Source organism: Salipiger marinus (assembly GCF_035481585.1).
Lineage (GTDB): Bacteria > Pseudomonadota > Alphaproteobacteria > Rhodobacterales > Rhodobacteraceae > Salipiger > Salipiger marinus.
The window spans coordinates 15,658-29,264 of record NZ_JAYKSL010000017.1 but is presented as its reverse complement, the minus strand read 5'-3'; the positions used below and the strand labels follow the sequence as shown (position 1 = coordinate 29,264).

At 70.0% G+C, this 13,607-nt stretch carries 13 protein-coding genes; 11 read left to right on the top strand and 2 right to left on the bottom strand.

Annotated elements, in window-relative coordinates:
- Positions 1–56: 56 nt before the first annotated feature.
- The gene (locus VK682_RS19470) at positions 57–1,520 is read right to left on the bottom strand and encodes an aldehyde dehydrogenase family protein (RefSeq protein WP_324782429.1); all 1,464 of its coding nucleotides are present in this window, start codon (positions 1,518–1,520) and stop codon (positions 57–59) included.
- A gap of 241 nt (positions 1,521–1,761) precedes the next feature.
- Here VK682_RS19470 and VK682_RS19465 point away from each other — a divergent pair, with 241 nt between their 5' ends.
- The 11 genes from VK682_RS19465 (at position 1,762) to VK682_RS19415 (ending at position 12,562) form a co-directional block, all read left to right on the top strand.
- The gene (locus tag VK682_RS19465) at positions 1,762–2,565 is read left to right on the top strand and encodes a TatD family hydrolase (protein WP_230794426.1); all 804 of its coding nucleotides are present in this window, start codon (positions 1,762–1,764) and stop codon (positions 2,563–2,565) included.
- Entirely contained in the window at positions 2,562–3,365 is an 804-nt protein-coding gene (locus tag VK682_RS19460) for an MBL fold metallo-hydrolase (protein WP_230794608.1), read from the top strand. Before VK682_RS19465 ends, VK682_RS19460 begins: the two co-directional genes overlap by 4 nt.
- A 21-nt stretch (positions 3,366–3,386) precedes the next feature.
- Positions 3,387–4,322 (top strand): AEC family transporter, encoded by a 936-nt coding sequence (locus VK682_RS19455; protein ID WP_089848117.1) that lies wholly within the window; start codon positions 3,387–3,389, stop codon positions 4,320–4,322.
- 99 nt (positions 4,323–4,421) lie between these two features.
- The gene (locus VK682_RS19450) at positions 4,422–5,717 is read left to right on the top strand and encodes an adenylosuccinate synthase (protein WP_230794424.1); all 1,296 of its coding nucleotides are present in this window, start codon (positions 4,422–4,424) and stop codon (positions 5,715–5,717) included.
- Positions 5,718–5,721: 4 nt separating this feature from the next.
- Positions 5,722–5,964 (top strand): DUF2842 domain-containing protein, encoded by a 243-nt coding sequence (locus tag VK682_RS19445; protein WP_089848121.1) that lies wholly within the window; start codon positions 5,722–5,724, stop codon positions 5,962–5,964.
- A 169-nt stretch (positions 5,965–6,133) separates the two neighbouring features.
- Positions 6,134–7,246 (top strand): ABC transporter ATP-binding protein, encoded by a 1,113-nt coding sequence (locus VK682_RS19440; protein WP_230794422.1) that lies wholly within the window; start codon positions 6,134–6,136, stop codon positions 7,244–7,246.
- Positions 7,243–8,208: an ABC transporter substrate-binding protein gene (locus tag VK682_RS19435; RefSeq protein ID WP_230794421.1), complete on the top strand. Its 966-nt coding sequence runs from the start codon at positions 7,243–7,245 to the stop codon at positions 8,206–8,208. The genes VK682_RS19440 and VK682_RS19435 overlap by 4 nt, the downstream gene beginning before the upstream one ends.
- A 3-nt stretch (positions 8,209–8,211) precedes the next feature.
- Complete coding sequence (locus VK682_RS19430) at positions 8,212–9,945, top strand: ABC transporter permease (protein ID WP_230794420.1); 1,734 nt, start codon at positions 8,212–8,214, stop codon at positions 9,943–9,945.
- Positions 9,933–10,949, top strand: coding sequence for an MBL fold metallo-hydrolase (locus VK682_RS19425; protein WP_230794418.1), 1,017 nt, complete (start codon positions 9,933–9,935; stop codon positions 10,947–10,949). The genes VK682_RS19430 and VK682_RS19425 overlap by 13 nt, the downstream gene beginning before the upstream one ends.
- A gap of 3 nt (positions 10,950–10,952) precedes the next feature.
- Entirely contained in the window at positions 10,953–11,531 is a 579-nt protein-coding gene (locus tag VK682_RS19420) for a protein-tyrosine phosphatase family protein (RefSeq protein ID WP_230794417.1), read from the top strand.
- Positions 11,528–12,562, top strand: a complete 1,035-nt coding sequence (locus tag VK682_RS19415) for a LacI family DNA-binding transcriptional regulator (protein ID WP_324782428.1) — start codon at positions 11,528–11,530, stop codon at positions 12,560–12,562. The genes VK682_RS19420 and VK682_RS19415 overlap by 4 nt, the downstream gene beginning before the upstream one ends.
- Here VK682_RS19415 and VK682_RS19410 read toward each other — a convergent pair.
- Positions 12,515–13,603: a DUF1513 domain-containing protein gene (locus VK682_RS19410; RefSeq protein ID WP_230794413.1), complete on the bottom strand. Its 1,089-nt coding sequence runs from the start codon at positions 13,601–13,603 to the stop codon at positions 12,515–12,517. The genes VK682_RS19415 and VK682_RS19410 overlap by 48 nt on opposite strands.
- Positions 13,604–13,607 lie beyond the last annotated feature (4 nt).

Here is a 13,607-nt window from a genome sequence, read left to right as displayed (position 1 = left end):
GGCTTTGCCGCGCCCTACCCCGGCGGGCCGCGCAGATCCAGAGGCATGCGCGGGGGTCAGAGGTCGATCAGCACCGATTTGGTGCGGCGGTTGGCCAGATACGCCTCGCGCCCCAGATCCTTGCCGATGCCGCTGGCCTTCCAGCCGCCGGTGGGCAGGATGTGATCGCGGGTGCGGCCATAGCGGTTGACCCAGACGGTGCCCGCCTCCAGCGCGCGGGTCAGACGCAGCGCACGGCTGAGATCGCGGGTGAACAGCCCCGCCGCCAGCCCGTAGGTCGGGTGGGCCGCCAGCGCCAGCGCCTCTTCCTCGGTGTCGAAGGTCTGGAAGGTGGCGACGGGGCCGAAGATCTCCTCGCGGATGGCGGGGCTTTGCGCGTCGACGCCGCCGATCAGGGTCGGGCGGTAGAAACTGCCCTCGCGGTCGAACCGTTCGCCGCCGCAGAGGATCTGCGCCCCCTGATCCACCGCCGCGCGCACGATGCTGTCGATCCGCGCCAGCTGCCGTTCCGAAATGATGGGCGAAAACCCGGCCTCCCCGGCCCATGTCGGCGCGGGGGCGTGGCGGGCAAAGCGGGCGGCAAGCTTCTCCGCCAGTTCTTCGGCCACGCGGCGGTCGACAATTATGCGCGACCCCGCCACACAGAACTGCCCGGCATTGGGGGTGATGCCGCGATCCAGACAGTCGGCGGTCAGATCCAGATCGGCATCGGCAAAGACCAGCATCGGGCTTTTGCCACCCAGTTCCAGCGTCATGGGCTTGATGCCGGTGCGGGCGATGTTTTCCATGATCTGCGCGCCCGCACGGGTGGATCCGGTGAAGGACACCTTGTCGATGCCGGGATGGCCGGTGATGGCGCTGCCGGTGGTGGGCCCCTCGCCCAGCACGATGTTGATCAGCCCCGCCGGAATCCCCGCCTGCACCGACAGTTCCGCCAGCCGCAGCGTGGAATAGGGCGTCATCTCCGACGGCTTCAGCACCACCGCATTGCCCGCAGCCAGCGCCGGCCCCAGCTTCCATGCCGCCATGGACAGCGGGAAATTCCACGGCGTGATGGCGCCGATCACCCCGTAAGGATGCGCCGAAATGAAGCCCATCTGCGCGTCAGAGGTGGGCACCAGCTCGCCACCCTCCTTGTCGGCGAATTCGGCAAAGAAGCGGATCTGTTCGGCGGTCACCAGCACGTCACCCGTCACCGCCTGCGCCACGGGACGGGAGGAGGCCACCGCCTCCAGCCGGGCCAGATGCGCCGCCTCCGCCTCGATCAGGTCGGCCCAGCGGTGCATGGCGCGCAGCCGGTCGCGCGGCATCAGCCCGCCCCAGCCCGAGGAGGCAAGCGCGGCGCGCGCCGTCTCCACCGCGCGGTCGACCATGGCGGCATCGGCGCAGGGAATGGCGCGCAGCGCCTGCCCGCTGGAGGGGGCGGTCACCGCAATCTCCTCCGGCCCGTCGATGAAGGTGCCGCCGATAAAATGCGCGGCGGGCAGGGTCAGGGCGGCGGGATCGAAGGCAAGCGTCATCGGGGGCTCCTTGGGTCTGGACTGCGGCTGGCTTAGCGCGGCAGGCGGGGGCCGAAAAGCCCGGCCCGGCCCACGGCGCCCCGCTGCCGGGGCGGATGCCTGAAATCAGGGCACAGTCCGGGGCATGGATCCAGCGGTTTTCGCCGCCTGCGTCCGCGACAGGCCCTGCGGCGCCGATCCCTCCGCCGCGCCTTGACCCTGCCCGGCGCATGTCGGATACCTGCCCGCAAAGGACGCGCGCATGACATTTCCCCGCATCACCGACAGCCACTGCCATCTGGATTTCCCCGATTTCGACGAGGATCGCGGCGAGGTCATCGCCCGCGCCGTCGCGTCGGGCGTGCACCGGATGGTGACGATCTGCACCAAGCTGCATCAGGAACCGCAGGTGCGCGCCATCGTGGAGGCGCATGATCCGGTGTTCTATGCCGCAGGGCTGCACCCGATGAGCGTGGGCAAGGCGGCGGCGGTCACGGTCGACCAGCTTGTGGCGCTGGCCCGGCATCCCAAATTTGTCGGCATCGGCGAAACCGGGCTCGATTACCACTACACCGCCGAGACGGCAGAGGCGCAGCAGGCCTCGCTGCGCGTCCACATCACGGCGGCGCAGGAAACCGGCCTGCCGCTGATCATCCATGCCCGCGCCGCCGATGACGACATGGCGCGCATCCTGACCGAGGGCTTCTGCGAAAAGCCCTATGCCTGCGTGATGCACTGCTTTTCCTCCTCGGCGGAGCTGGCGCGGGCGGCGCTGGACTGCGGCTTTTACCTGTCCATGTCCGGCATCGCGGCCTTCCCCAAATCCGCCGACCTGCGCGAGATCTTCGCCGCCGCCCCGCTGGACCGGATCCTGCTGGAAACCGACAGCCCCTATCTGGCCCCGCCGCCGCATCGCGGGCGGCGCAATGAACCCGGCTACACCCGCCACACCGCCGAGGTCGGCGCCAAGGCCTTCGGGCTGACGCTGGAAGAGTTCGCCGCCGCGACCGAGGCCAATTTTGACCGGCTGTTCGCCAAGGCGGCGGCATGGCGGGCGCCGACATGACCGGGACGCTGCGCTTTACCATCCTTGGCTGCGGATCCTCGGGCGGCGTGCCCCGGCTGGGCGGCAACTGGGGCGAATGTGATCCGGCGAACCCCAAGAACACCCGCCGCCGCTGTTCCATGCTGATCGAACGCGAGGGCGAGGCGGGGGTGACGCGGGTGCTGATCGACACCTCGCCCGACATGCGCGCGCAGCTTCTGGATGCGGGGATCGGCGATCTGGATGCGGCGGTCTGGACCCATCCCCATGCGGATCACACCCATGGGCTCGATGACCTGCGCCAGATCGTGTTCAACCGCCGCGCCCGCCTGCCGGTCTGGGCCGATGGCGATACGCAGAACGTGCTGCTGAGCAGTTTCGGCTATGCCTTCGCCCAGCCCGAAGACAGCCCCTACCCGCCCATATTCGACCTGCACAGCATCGGCCGTGGCCCGTTCAGCATCGAGGGCGCAGGCGGCGCCATCACCCTGACGCCCATCAAGGTCGATCACGGATCCATCGACGCGCTGGGGTTCCGCATTCATGATCTGGCCTATATGCCCGATGTGGTGCGCATCCCCGAAGACGCTTGGCCGCATCTGGCGGGGCTGGACTGCTGGATCGTCGACGCGCTGCGCCGCAGCCCGCATCCGACCCATGCCCATCTGCAGCTGGCGCTGGACTGGATCGCCCGCGCCGCCCCGCGCCGCGCCGTGCTGACCAACATGCACATTGATCTGGATTATGACGCGGTGGCCGCCGAAACGCCCGCCCATGTGGAGCCAGCCTTTGACGGCATGGTGCTGAGCTATGCGCTGTAACCGCGCCGTCCGGCGCCGCTGATGCAGGCGCTGCTCAACGTCATCCTGCCGGTGTTCATCGTGATCGGTGCGGGCTGGCTGGCCAGCTGGCGCGGGCTGCTGAAGGACAACGCGGTGGACGGGCTGATGAGTTTCACCCAGACCATCGCCATTCCCTGCCTGCTGTTCCGCGCCATCTGGACGCTGGATCTGGGCGCCTATTTCGATCCGAAGCTGCTGATCTCGTTCTATACCGGCGCCATCGCGGGCTTTGTCGTGGGGCTGCTGGGGGCGCGCTACCTGTTCCGCCGCCCGTGGGAGGATTCGGTCGCCATCGGCTTCTGCGGGCTTTTCTCCAACTCGCTGCTGCTGGGGCTGCCGATCACCGAACGCGCCTTCGGGCCGGAGGCGCTGAACGGCAATTACGCCATCATCTCCATCCATTCGCCGCTGGGATATGCGATCGGCATCACCGCGATGGAGATTGCCCGCGCCCGGTCCCGTGGCACCGAACTGCGCCGCCTGCCCGTCACCATCCTGCGCGCGATGTTCCGCAACGCGCTGGTCATCGGCATCCTGATCGGGCTGCTGTTCAACCTTGGCAACATCTCGCTGCCCGCCCCCATGCTGGAGGCGCTGGACATGGTGACCCGCACCGCCCTGCCTGCCGCGCTCTTCGCGCTTGGCGGCGTGCTCTACCGCTACCGCCCCGAAGGCGACATGCGCGCCATCCTGTTCGTCTGCGCCCTGTCGCTGGGGCTGCACCCGGCGGTGATGTATCTGATGGGCACCGCACTTGATCTGCCCACCGATGCGATGCGCTCGGGCGTGGTTACCGCCGCCGTGGCGCCGGGGGTCAATGCCTATGTCTTCGCCAACATGTATGGCGTGGCCAAGCGCGTCGCGGCCTCCTCGGTGCTGCTGGCCACCGGGCTCTGCATCTTCACCACATGGGGCTGGCTGCATCTTCTGCCCTGATCTGCGGCGGAATGGACACCGGCCAATTGAGGGTTCCCCCCCGCGCCCGGCCCCGCTATACGGTGCCGGTTTGAACTGCCGCAAAAGGACAGGTGAGCAATGGCTAACGTGGTCGTCGTGGGTGCCCAGTGGGGCGACGAAGGCAAGGGCAAGATCGTGGACTGGCTGTCCGAGCGGGCCGATGTGATCGCGCGCTTTCAGGGTGGCCATAACGCTGGCCATACGCTGGTCATCGACGGCAAGGTGTTCAAGCTGAACGCGCTGCCCTCGGGCGTGGTGCGCGGTGGCAAGCTGTCGGTGATCGGCAATGGCGTGGTGCTGGATCCGTGGCATCTGGTCAAGGAAATCGCCTCGATCCGCGCGCAGGGGGTCGAGATCACGCCAGAGACGCTGATGATCGCGGAGAACACGCCGCTGATCCTGCCGATTCATGGCGAACTGGACCGCGCCCGCGAAGAGGCTGCCTCCAAGGGAGCCAAGATCGGCACCACCGGGCGCGGCATCGGGCCGGCCTATGAGGACAAGGTGGGCCGCCGGTCGGTGCGCGTCGCCGATCTGGCCGATGACGCCACGCTGGTGGCGCGGGTGGACCGGGCGCTGCTGCATCACGACGCGCTGCGCCGGGGTCTGGGGCTGGAACCCGTGGACCGCGACGGTCTGCTGGCCTCGCTGCGCGAGATCGCGCCCGAGATCCTGAAATATGCCGGGCCCGTCTGGAAGGTGCTCAACGAAAAGCGCCGCTCGGGCAAGCGCATCCTGTTCGAAGGCGCGCAGGGCGCGCTGCTGGACATCGATTTCGGCACCTATCCCTATGTCACCTCGTCGAACGTGATCGCGGGACAGGCCGCCACCGGCACCGGCATGGGCCCGGGCGCCATCGATTTCGTGCTGGGCATCGTCAAGGCCTACACCACCCGCGTCGGCGAAGGCCCCTTCCCCACCGAACTGCATGACGCGGACGGTCAGCGGCTGGGGGAACGTGGCCGCGAATTCGGCACCGTGACCGGGCGCAAGCGCCGCTGCGGCTGGTTCGACGCGGTGCTGGTGCGCCAGACCTGCGTGACCTCGGGCGTCAACGGCATCTCGCTGACCAAGCTTGACGTGCTGGACGGGTTCGAGACCATCCGCATCTGCACCGGCTACGAGCTGGACGGCGCCGTGCTGGACCATCTGCCGATCGCCGCCGAACAGCAGGCGCGCTGCACCCCCATCTATGAAGAGATGGAAGGCTGGACCGAATCGACCGAAGGCGCGCGCAGCTGGAACGACCTGCCCGGGGCTGCGGTGAAATATGTCCGCCGCATCGAAGAGCTGATCGGCTGCCCGGTGGCGCTGCTGTCGACCTCGCCGGAACGCGAGGACACCATCCTCGTCACCGACCCCTTCGTGGACTGAGCGGATGGCGCTCAGCTACAAGGCGCGGCGCCGCTGGTCGCTGGTCATCCTGCTGGTGGGGCTGCCGCTTTACATCGTGGCGGCGGTCACTCTGGTCAACGCGCTGAACCGCCCGCCGATCTGGGCAGAGCTGCTGGTCTATGTGGGGCTGGGCTTCCTGTGGATGCTGCCCTTCAAGTTCGTGTTCAAGGGCGTGGGTCAGGCCGATCCTGACCGGCGCCCCGGGGCCGACGACCCGGACCGGTAACCCCCCCGCCGCACGGCCCTTGCAGCGCCCCCCGATCCGGGGGGCGTTCTGCTGTCCGCCGCCCGATGTCATGCAAGCTTCACGGGCCTGTCGTCGCGATGTCGCGGCGGGCGGGCACCCATGGCCCGTGCCTGCACAGCTGTGCAGGCACGGGCCAGAGGGGTTTGCGGTGAGCGGCATCGTCATCGACGCAGTGGACAAGAGCTTTGGCCGGACCGAGGTGCTGCGGCAGGTGAGCCTGTCCATCGAGCCGGGCGAATTCGTGGCGGTGCTGGGCGCTTCGGGCTGCGGCAAGACCACGCTGCTGCGCTGTCTGGCCGGATTCGAGCCGGTGAATGCGGGCCGCATCGACATCGGCGGCGCCACCGTCTCGGCCCCCGGGCGCCACCTGCCGCCCGAAGAGCGCGGCATCGGCGTGGTGTTCCAGAATTACGCGCTCTGGCCGCATATGAGCGTGGCGCAGAACGTCGCTTACGGCCTGCGCATCGCGGGCGTGCCGAAACCCGAACGCGAGGCCCGCGTCGCCCGCGTGCTGGAAATGGTGGAACTGGGCGCGCTGGCCAGCAGGCGGCCCGCCGATCTGTCGGGCGGGCAGCGGCAGCGCGTGGCGCTGGCGCGCTGTCTGGCGATGGAAAGCCGCGTCGTGCTGCTGGACGAACCGCTCGCCAATCTCGACGTGCATCTGCGCGGCGCGCTGGAGGAGGAATTCGCCGCCTTCCACGCCCGGTCCGGCGCCACCATGTTCTACATCACCCACGATCAGGCCGAGGCGCTGGCGCTGGCCGACCGCGTCGCGGTGATGGATCGTGGACGCATCCTGCAGTTCGACCGCCCCGAGGCGCTGTTCCGGCAGCCCGCCTCTGAAACCGTGGCGGGCTTCATCGGCGAGGGCCGCGTGGTGCCCGCCCATGACATCCGCCCCGATGGCACGGGCCGCGCGCAGGCCATCGTGCTGGGCCAGCCCGCCCTGCTGCGCTGTGCCCCCGATGAAAAGCCGCGCGCGCAGGCGATGATCTCGGTCCAGCCCGCCGATCTGGCGCTGCTGGCCGATCCCGCCCCCGCCGCCATTCCCGCCCATGTCACCCGCGCGACCTTTCGCGGCGCCTATCTGCGCGCCGAGGTCATGGCGGGACAGGCAGCGCCCGTGGCGCTGTCGCTCAACATCGCCGCGCCCGCCTCGCTCTGCCGCGGGCAGCGGATCTCGCTCGCCCTGCGCGACGGCTGGGTGATCCCCGACCCTGCCGCCCTCTCCTCCTCCCAACCAGCAAGGACAGACCGATGAAACTGCTTTCGCTCACGCTTGCCGCCACGCTGATGTCCAGCGCGGCCTTTGCCGAAACTCTGACGCTGTACACCAGCCAGCCGCCGGAACAGGCGCAGGAAACCGTCGATGCCTTCATGGCGGCCCATCCCGACATCACCGTGGAATGGACCCGCAACGGCACCTCCGCGCTGATGAACGTGCTGCGCGCGGAAATCGAGGCCGGTCAGGTCCAGCCCGACGTGCTGCTGGTGGCCGATGTCATCAACCTTGGCGAACTGAAGGCGGGCGGTCACCTGATGGCCTATCCCGAGGCGCCCGTCGCCGACTATGACGCCGCCACCTATGATCCTGACATGATGTTTTTCGGCACCAAGGCCATCACCACCGGCATCGCCTACAACCCTGAAATCGCGGAGCCGGTGACCAGCTGGAACGACCTGCTGGTCGAGGAAAACCGGGGCCAGATCGCCGTGCCCTCGCCGCTTTATTCCGGCGCCGCGCTGAACCACCTGCATGCGGTCATCAACGACCCCGATCTGGGCTGGGCGTTCTTCGAAGGCCTGAACGATCTCGACATCGTGCCCGAAGGCGGCAATGGCCCTGCCACCAATGCCGTGGCCATCGGCATGGCGAAATACGCGATCCTCGTCGATGCCAACGCCCTGCGCGCCAAGGCTGACGGCTCGCCCATCGACTATATCGTGCCCGAGGATGGCGTGTCCTTCATCACCGAACCGGCGGCGATCCTGTCCACCACCGACGCCCCCGAGGCCGCGCGCACCTTCATCGACTTCCTGCTGAGCCGCGAAGGTCAGGAACTGGTGGCCGGTCAGGGCAACCTGCCGATCCTGCCCGGCGTCGACAGCCCCGAAGGCTTCCCCAAGCTCGAGGACATGAAGCTTCTGGGCTATGATGCCGATGCGGCGGTGACATCCGACGCCGAGGTGCGCCAGAAATTCGCCGACATCTTCGGGCTCTGAACCTTGAGCCTTGCCACACCTCCAGCGAAGCGCCCCCTGCGGGCGCTTCGCCTCTCCGGTCCGGGGGGCGAGCGGCTGCTGCTCGTGCTGCTGGCGCTGTTCGTGGGGGTGCTTTCCATCGCGCCGCTGGCCCGGCTGGTGAGTGCCGCCCTGCTGCCGCAGGGCAGCTTTGACGCCGCGCGCATCGCCGGTCTGCTGGGCGGGCGCCGCGTGGTCGAGGCGACGCTGAACACGCTGTGGATCGCCACCGCCTCCACCCTGCTTGCCATCGTCATCGGCACGCTCGCCGCCCTGCTGGCTGGGCTGACCGACATGCGGCGGCGCACGCTCTGGGTCTTTGGCTTCGTGCTGCCCCTGATGATCCCGCCGCAGGTCACGGCGCTGGCATGGGTTCAGGCGTTTTCGCCCGCAAGCCCGCTGCTGGGACCGCTTGGCCTGTCGCTGCCGCCGGGCACGCGCCATCCGCTTTATTCCATGGGCGGCATCATCCTGCTGCTTGGGCTTTACAACGCGCCGCTGGTGTTCCTGTCGGTGCGCGCCAGCCTGCACCGCCTGCCCGCCTCCCTGCTGGAGGCGGCGCGGGCCAATGGCGCGCGCCCGCTGCAGATCACCCGCGACATCGTGCTGCCGCTGGTGCGCGGCGGCATCTTTGCGGGCGCGGCGCTGGCCTTTGTCTCCTCCATCGGCAATTTCGGCATTCAGGCCATGCTGGGCATCCCCGCCCGCGTCTCGACGCTCATCACGCTGATCTATCGCCAGCTCAACACCTATGGGCCTTCGGCGCTTAATGACATGGCGCTGCTGGCGCTGCTGCTGGCCGGGCTGACCGTGGCGGGCATGGCGCTGACCGGCTGGCTGGGACGACGCGGCGACCAGCGGGTCGATGGCGCGCAGCGCGCCCCCCGCATGGCGCTGGGGCGCTGGCGCAGGCCGGTCGCGGCGCTGGCATGGGCCTATCTGGCGCTTTGTCTGGTGCTGCCGCTGACAGCACTTCTGGGCACGGCGCTGGTGCGCGGCGTGGGCCAGCCTCTGGGCGCCGACACGATCACCTTCGAGAATTTCGCCAATGCGCTGTTCCACCACGAAGGCATCCGGCAGGCCTTCTTCACCAGCCTCTGGCTGACCACGCTCTGCGTTGCCGTGCTGATCCCGGTTTCGGTGGCGCTGGGATATGTGCTGGTCTGGCGGCACGGCTGGGTGGCGCGCGGCCTGCGGCTTGCCTCCGAACTCGCCTATGCGCTGCCCGGCATCATCATCGGCGTCGCGATGATCCTGTTCTTCCTGCGGCCGCTGCCGTTTCTGGGCACCGGGCTTTACGGCACGGTCTGGGTGATCCTTGCCGCCTATCTGTCGAACTATCTGGCGCTGGCGCTGCGCCCGATCCTTGGCGGCTTCGCGCAGCTTGACCGCGGGCTGGACGAGGCGGCGCAGCTGACCGGCGCGGGCATCTTCGCCCGGCTGCGCGACATCGTGCTGCCGGGTCTGGCGCCCGCCGCCATGGCCTCCGGCATTCTCGTGTTCATGACCGCCATCAACGAGATCCAGACCTCGGTGCTGCTGGTGTCGTCCCGCGCCCAGACCATCGGCCCGATGATCATCTTTCTGGAGGAGGCGGGGTCCACCACGCTGGCCGCCGCCGTGGGCTGCCTGATGGTGGCGCTGGTGCTGGCGCTGATGGCGGGCAGCCTGATCCTTGGCCGCCACCTGCCCGAGGGGGTGCTGCCATGGCGCGACTGACCGCGCTCAGCGGGCTGGGGGGCAAATCCGCCGCCGTCTTCCTGCTGCAGATCGGCGGGCGCCGCCTGCTGCTGGATCTGGGCGACGGGCTGGAACAGGGCGACCGGCCCGATCTGTCCCGCGCGGGCCGGGTGGATGCGGTGCTGCTGAGCCATGCCCATATCGACCATGCGGGCGGGCTGGACCGGCTGGCCGAGCTGGGAATGCCCGAGATCCATGCCAGCGCCGCCACGCTGGACCAGCTGCCGCAGCGCCCGCAGCACTGCCATGTGCTGCCCGAACGCGGCGCGGCGCAGGTGCTGGGCGTGCCGCTTTGCACCGGGCGGGCGGGCCATGCGCCGGGCGGCATCTGGATGCGTTTTGACACGCCGCAGGGCGGGTTTCTCTATACCGGCGATTTCAGCACGGAGGCGGCGCTGCTGCCCTGCGATCCGTTCCCGCCCGCCGCCACGGTGCTGGCCGATGCCTCTTATGGCGATCGTGACACCGGACTGCCCGCGCAGATCGCCGCACTGGCGCAGGCGGCGCGCGGCGGCGCGGTGCTGCCCTGTCCCGCCGACGGGCGCGGGCCGGACATGATCGCGGCGCTGGCCCGCGCGGGGCTCAGCGTGCAGGCCTGCCCCCGCATCGCGGCAGAGGCGCGGCAGCTCGGGCTTGATCCGCAGGTCACCGATGCCGCGCGGGCGACGCCGCAACAGGTGATCGTGGCCGCAGGCGCCAATGCCGAAGACGGCCTGCCCGCGCAGCTTCTGGCGCGCGGCGGTTTTCGCTTCATCTTTTCCAGCCATGTGCCGCGCACCAGCCCTGCCGCCGCATTGCTGGCGGAGGGGCGCGCGCAGTGGATGGGCTGGAACGTGCACCCGCGCCTCTGCGATCTTGTGGCACTGGCGCAGGCCACCCGCGCCCGCCGCCTGCTGCCCGCCTTTGTCGATCCGGCCTCCGCCCCGCGCCTTGCCGCGGCGCTGGCGGACCGGCTGTGCCTTGCCGCCGATCTGGAGATCTGAGCCATGCGCCACGCCCTTCCCCCCGACAGCCCCGCCGAGGAGGCGAGCGAGGATGCCCGCCCGCTGCTCTGGCCTGTGGCGCAGACACCCGGGCCGGGGCTGAGCGGGCTGTGGCTGGGCAATCTGGCGGCGGCAGAGGAGGCGCAGGCGCTGCAGGGCGCGGGCATCACCACCACGCTCAACCTTGCCATGAACCTCAACCCCGGCCCGCTGGCCCTGCCCCAAGGCGGCCATGTCCGGCGTCACCAGATCGGGCTGCTGGACGGGCCGGGCAACGCGCCGCAGCTTCTGGCGGCGGCGGTGCTGCTGATCGACGGGCTGGCCTCGTGCTACACCCCGCCCAAGCCGCATTACCCGCCCCACCAGCCGGGCGGGCTGCTGGTGCATTGCCGGGGTGGGCGGTCGCGGTCGGTCACGGTGCTGGCGCTGTGGCTGCATCTGCGCCGCGGCGCGCAGTTCCCGACGCTGGAGGCGGCGCTGGCGCATCTGCGCCAGCTGCGCGCCCTGCCCGACAGCTATCCGCTGCCGCCGATGCTGGCATTGGCCCGGCAGGCGCTGGATGCGGGCGGGCTGCGGCCATGACCGGCAGATCGCGCTTCGTCTCTGCCGCCGATGTGGCCGAACGCGCGGGCGTGTCGCGCTCTGCGGTGTCGCGCGCCTATACGCCCGGCGCGCATGTCTCGGCAGAGACGCGGCGCCGCATCTATGCCGCCGCCGAAGAACTGGGCTACCGCGTCAACCGGCTGGCGCGCAGCCTGCACCAGCCCCGTTCGGATCTGGTGGGGGTGGTGGGGGCGAACCTTGCCAACCCCTATATCTCGGCGCAGCTTGCGGCCCTTAGCGCGGCCCTGCAGCGCCGCCGCCTGCAATGCCTGCTGCTGAACACCGCAGGCAGCGGCCCCGGCGCGCAGGAGGATCTGGCGCGGCTTCTGGATTACCGCGTGCGCACCGTGGTGCTGCTGTCGGGCGCCGCCCCCGACGCGCTGATCCGGCTTTGCGCGCAGAACGGCGCGCGCATGGTGCTGATCAACCGCCCCGCCCCGCCCGAGGGCGCCGCCGCCGACCTGATCCTTGCCGACAGCGCCGAAGGCGGCAGGCTTGCCGCCGCGCGGCTGCGGGCGGCGGGCTGCCGCAACGTGGCGGTGGTGATCTCTGCCTCGCGCACCAGCGCCAAGCTGGACCGGGCCCGCGCCTTTGCCGAGGATATGGCGCGGCACGGCGTGCCAGTGACCCGCTGGGCCAAGGGGGAAAACAGCTACCAGACCGGGGTGGAGGCGGCGCGTGCCCTGCTCGCCCACCCGGGGATCGACGGCATCTTCGGCGTGACCGACGAGATCGCCCTTGGCGTGCTCAACACCGCGCGGGCCGAAATGGGGCGGCGGGTGCCGGACGACCTGTCGGTGATCGGCTTTGACGATGCGCCCGTGTCGGCCTGGGCCTCGCACGGGCTGACCACCGTGGCGCAGTCGCTGGAGGCGCTGACCGCCGCCACGCTGGAGGCGATCGACCGCGACCCCGAAGCCCCGCCCCTGCATCTGCGCCTGCCGGTGGCGCTGGTGGAACGCTCAAGCGTGGCCCTGGCCGCCCACCGGCACGATGTGATTGTCCCATGACAGACCGGCGCGGCGCAGCGGACGGGCCTGTGCGGCCTCGACCAGCAGGAGCCCGCCCAGCCCGTCACTGGCCAGATAGCCCTGCGCATGGGCGGCCAGCCCGCAGACATCCGCCCGCGACACCGCCCCCAGATACGCCCCCGTCTCCGCGAAACGGTGCAGCCGCCCGCCGCGCGGCGAGGTGATGGCGATCTCGGCGCCGCTGCCGTCAAAGGCCACGCTGCCTGCATAGCCGTCCATCACCAGTTCCTCCGCCAGCGGCGCCTGACAGAGCGTGACCGCCCCGCCCCGGCGATGCAGCCCCAGCAGCGGGGGGGCCGCGCCCGGTTCGCCCTGCCACTGCATGGCAAAGCCCACAAGCCCGTCGCCACGCAGCGCCAGATGGCGGATGGAGTTCTGGCGCAGATCCGGCTCCAGCTCCACCAGATCAAGCAGCTCGCCCTCCAGCCCGAGATAGGCGAGGCTGGGGCGCATGGTCTCGGTGTTGAGCATGGTGCGGTCAAAGGCATCGGTCTGGATGCCGCCATTGGCGACCACAAGGCTCGCCCCGTCCGGCATCAGCCGCAGTTCATGCGGACCGAGCCCCTGCGTGGCGAAACCGCCGATACGGCGATAGCCCGCCGCCACGTCCCAGACCCCGACCCGGCCCGCGCTGCCCTCTGCCACCTGTTCGGAGGTGAAAAGCCGCGTGCCATCAGCGGAATAGGCGCCATGACCGTTGAAGCTGTGGCCCTCGGGCGCGGCAAGGCGGTGCAGCACGCTGCCGCCCGCGCAGTCGATGACCAGCGCATAGGTGCCGGGACGGCGGGCAAAGCCCACGGCCTCGGCCCGGCGGGGATGGGCGCAGCCCGCATGGCCGCGCGCGGGCAGCGGGATGCGGAACAGCTCTGCCCCGTCCGCCTGCAGCCCGGCCAGCACGAAGCCGCCCTGCGGATCCTTGGCGGCGGCCAGATAGGCGGGATCCCCCGCCGCCGCCCAGCCGGTGGCGGGGGCGGCGCTGGCCGCGAGCAGCGTGGCGAGAAAGCCGCGGCGTGTGGTCATGGCC

What these genes read in the sequence shown, in the direction of transcription:
- VK682_RS19415 (WP_324782428.1), top strand. Translation starts at nt 11,528, where the DNA reads ATGACCGGCAGATCGCGCTTCGTCTCTGCCGCCGATGTGGCCGAACGC.
- VK682_RS19420 (WP_230794417.1), top strand. Translation starts at nt 10,953, where the DNA reads ATGCGCCACGCCCTTCCCCCCGACAGCCCCGCCGAGGAGGCGAGCGAG.
- VK682_RS19410 (WP_230794413.1), bottom strand. Translation starts at nt 13,603, where the DNA reads ATGACCACACGCCGCGGCTTTCTCGCCACGCTGCTCGCGGCCAGCGCC.
- VK682_RS19460 (WP_230794608.1), top strand. Translation starts at nt 2,562, where the DNA reads ATGACCGGGACGCTGCGCTTTACCATCCTTGGCTGCGGATCCTCGGGC.
- VK682_RS19455 (WP_089848117.1), top strand. Translation starts at nt 3,387, where the DNA reads ATGCAGGCGCTGCTCAACGTCATCCTGCCGGTGTTCATCGTGATCGGT.
- VK682_RS19470 (WP_324782429.1), bottom strand. Translation starts at nt 1,520, where the DNA reads ATGACGCTTGCCTTCGATCCCGCCGCCCTGACCCTGCCCGCCGCGCAT.
- VK682_RS19450 (WP_230794424.1), top strand. Translation starts at nt 4,422, where the DNA reads ATGGCTAACGTGGTCGTCGTGGGTGCCCAGTGGGGCGACGAAGGCAAG.
- VK682_RS19465 (WP_230794426.1), top strand. Translation starts at nt 1,762, where the DNA reads ATGACATTTCCCCGCATCACCGACAGCCACTGCCATCTGGATTTCCCC.
- VK682_RS19445 (WP_089848121.1), top strand. Translation starts at nt 5,722, where the DNA reads ATGGCGCTCAGCTACAAGGCGCGGCGCCGCTGGTCGCTGGTCATCCTG.
- VK682_RS19425 (WP_230794418.1), top strand. Translation starts at nt 9,933, where the DNA reads ATGGCGCGACTGACCGCGCTCAGCGGGCTGGGGGGCAAATCCGCCGCC.
- VK682_RS19435 (WP_230794421.1), top strand. Translation starts at nt 7,243, where the DNA reads ATGAAACTGCTTTCGCTCACGCTTGCCGCCACGCTGATGTCCAGCGCG.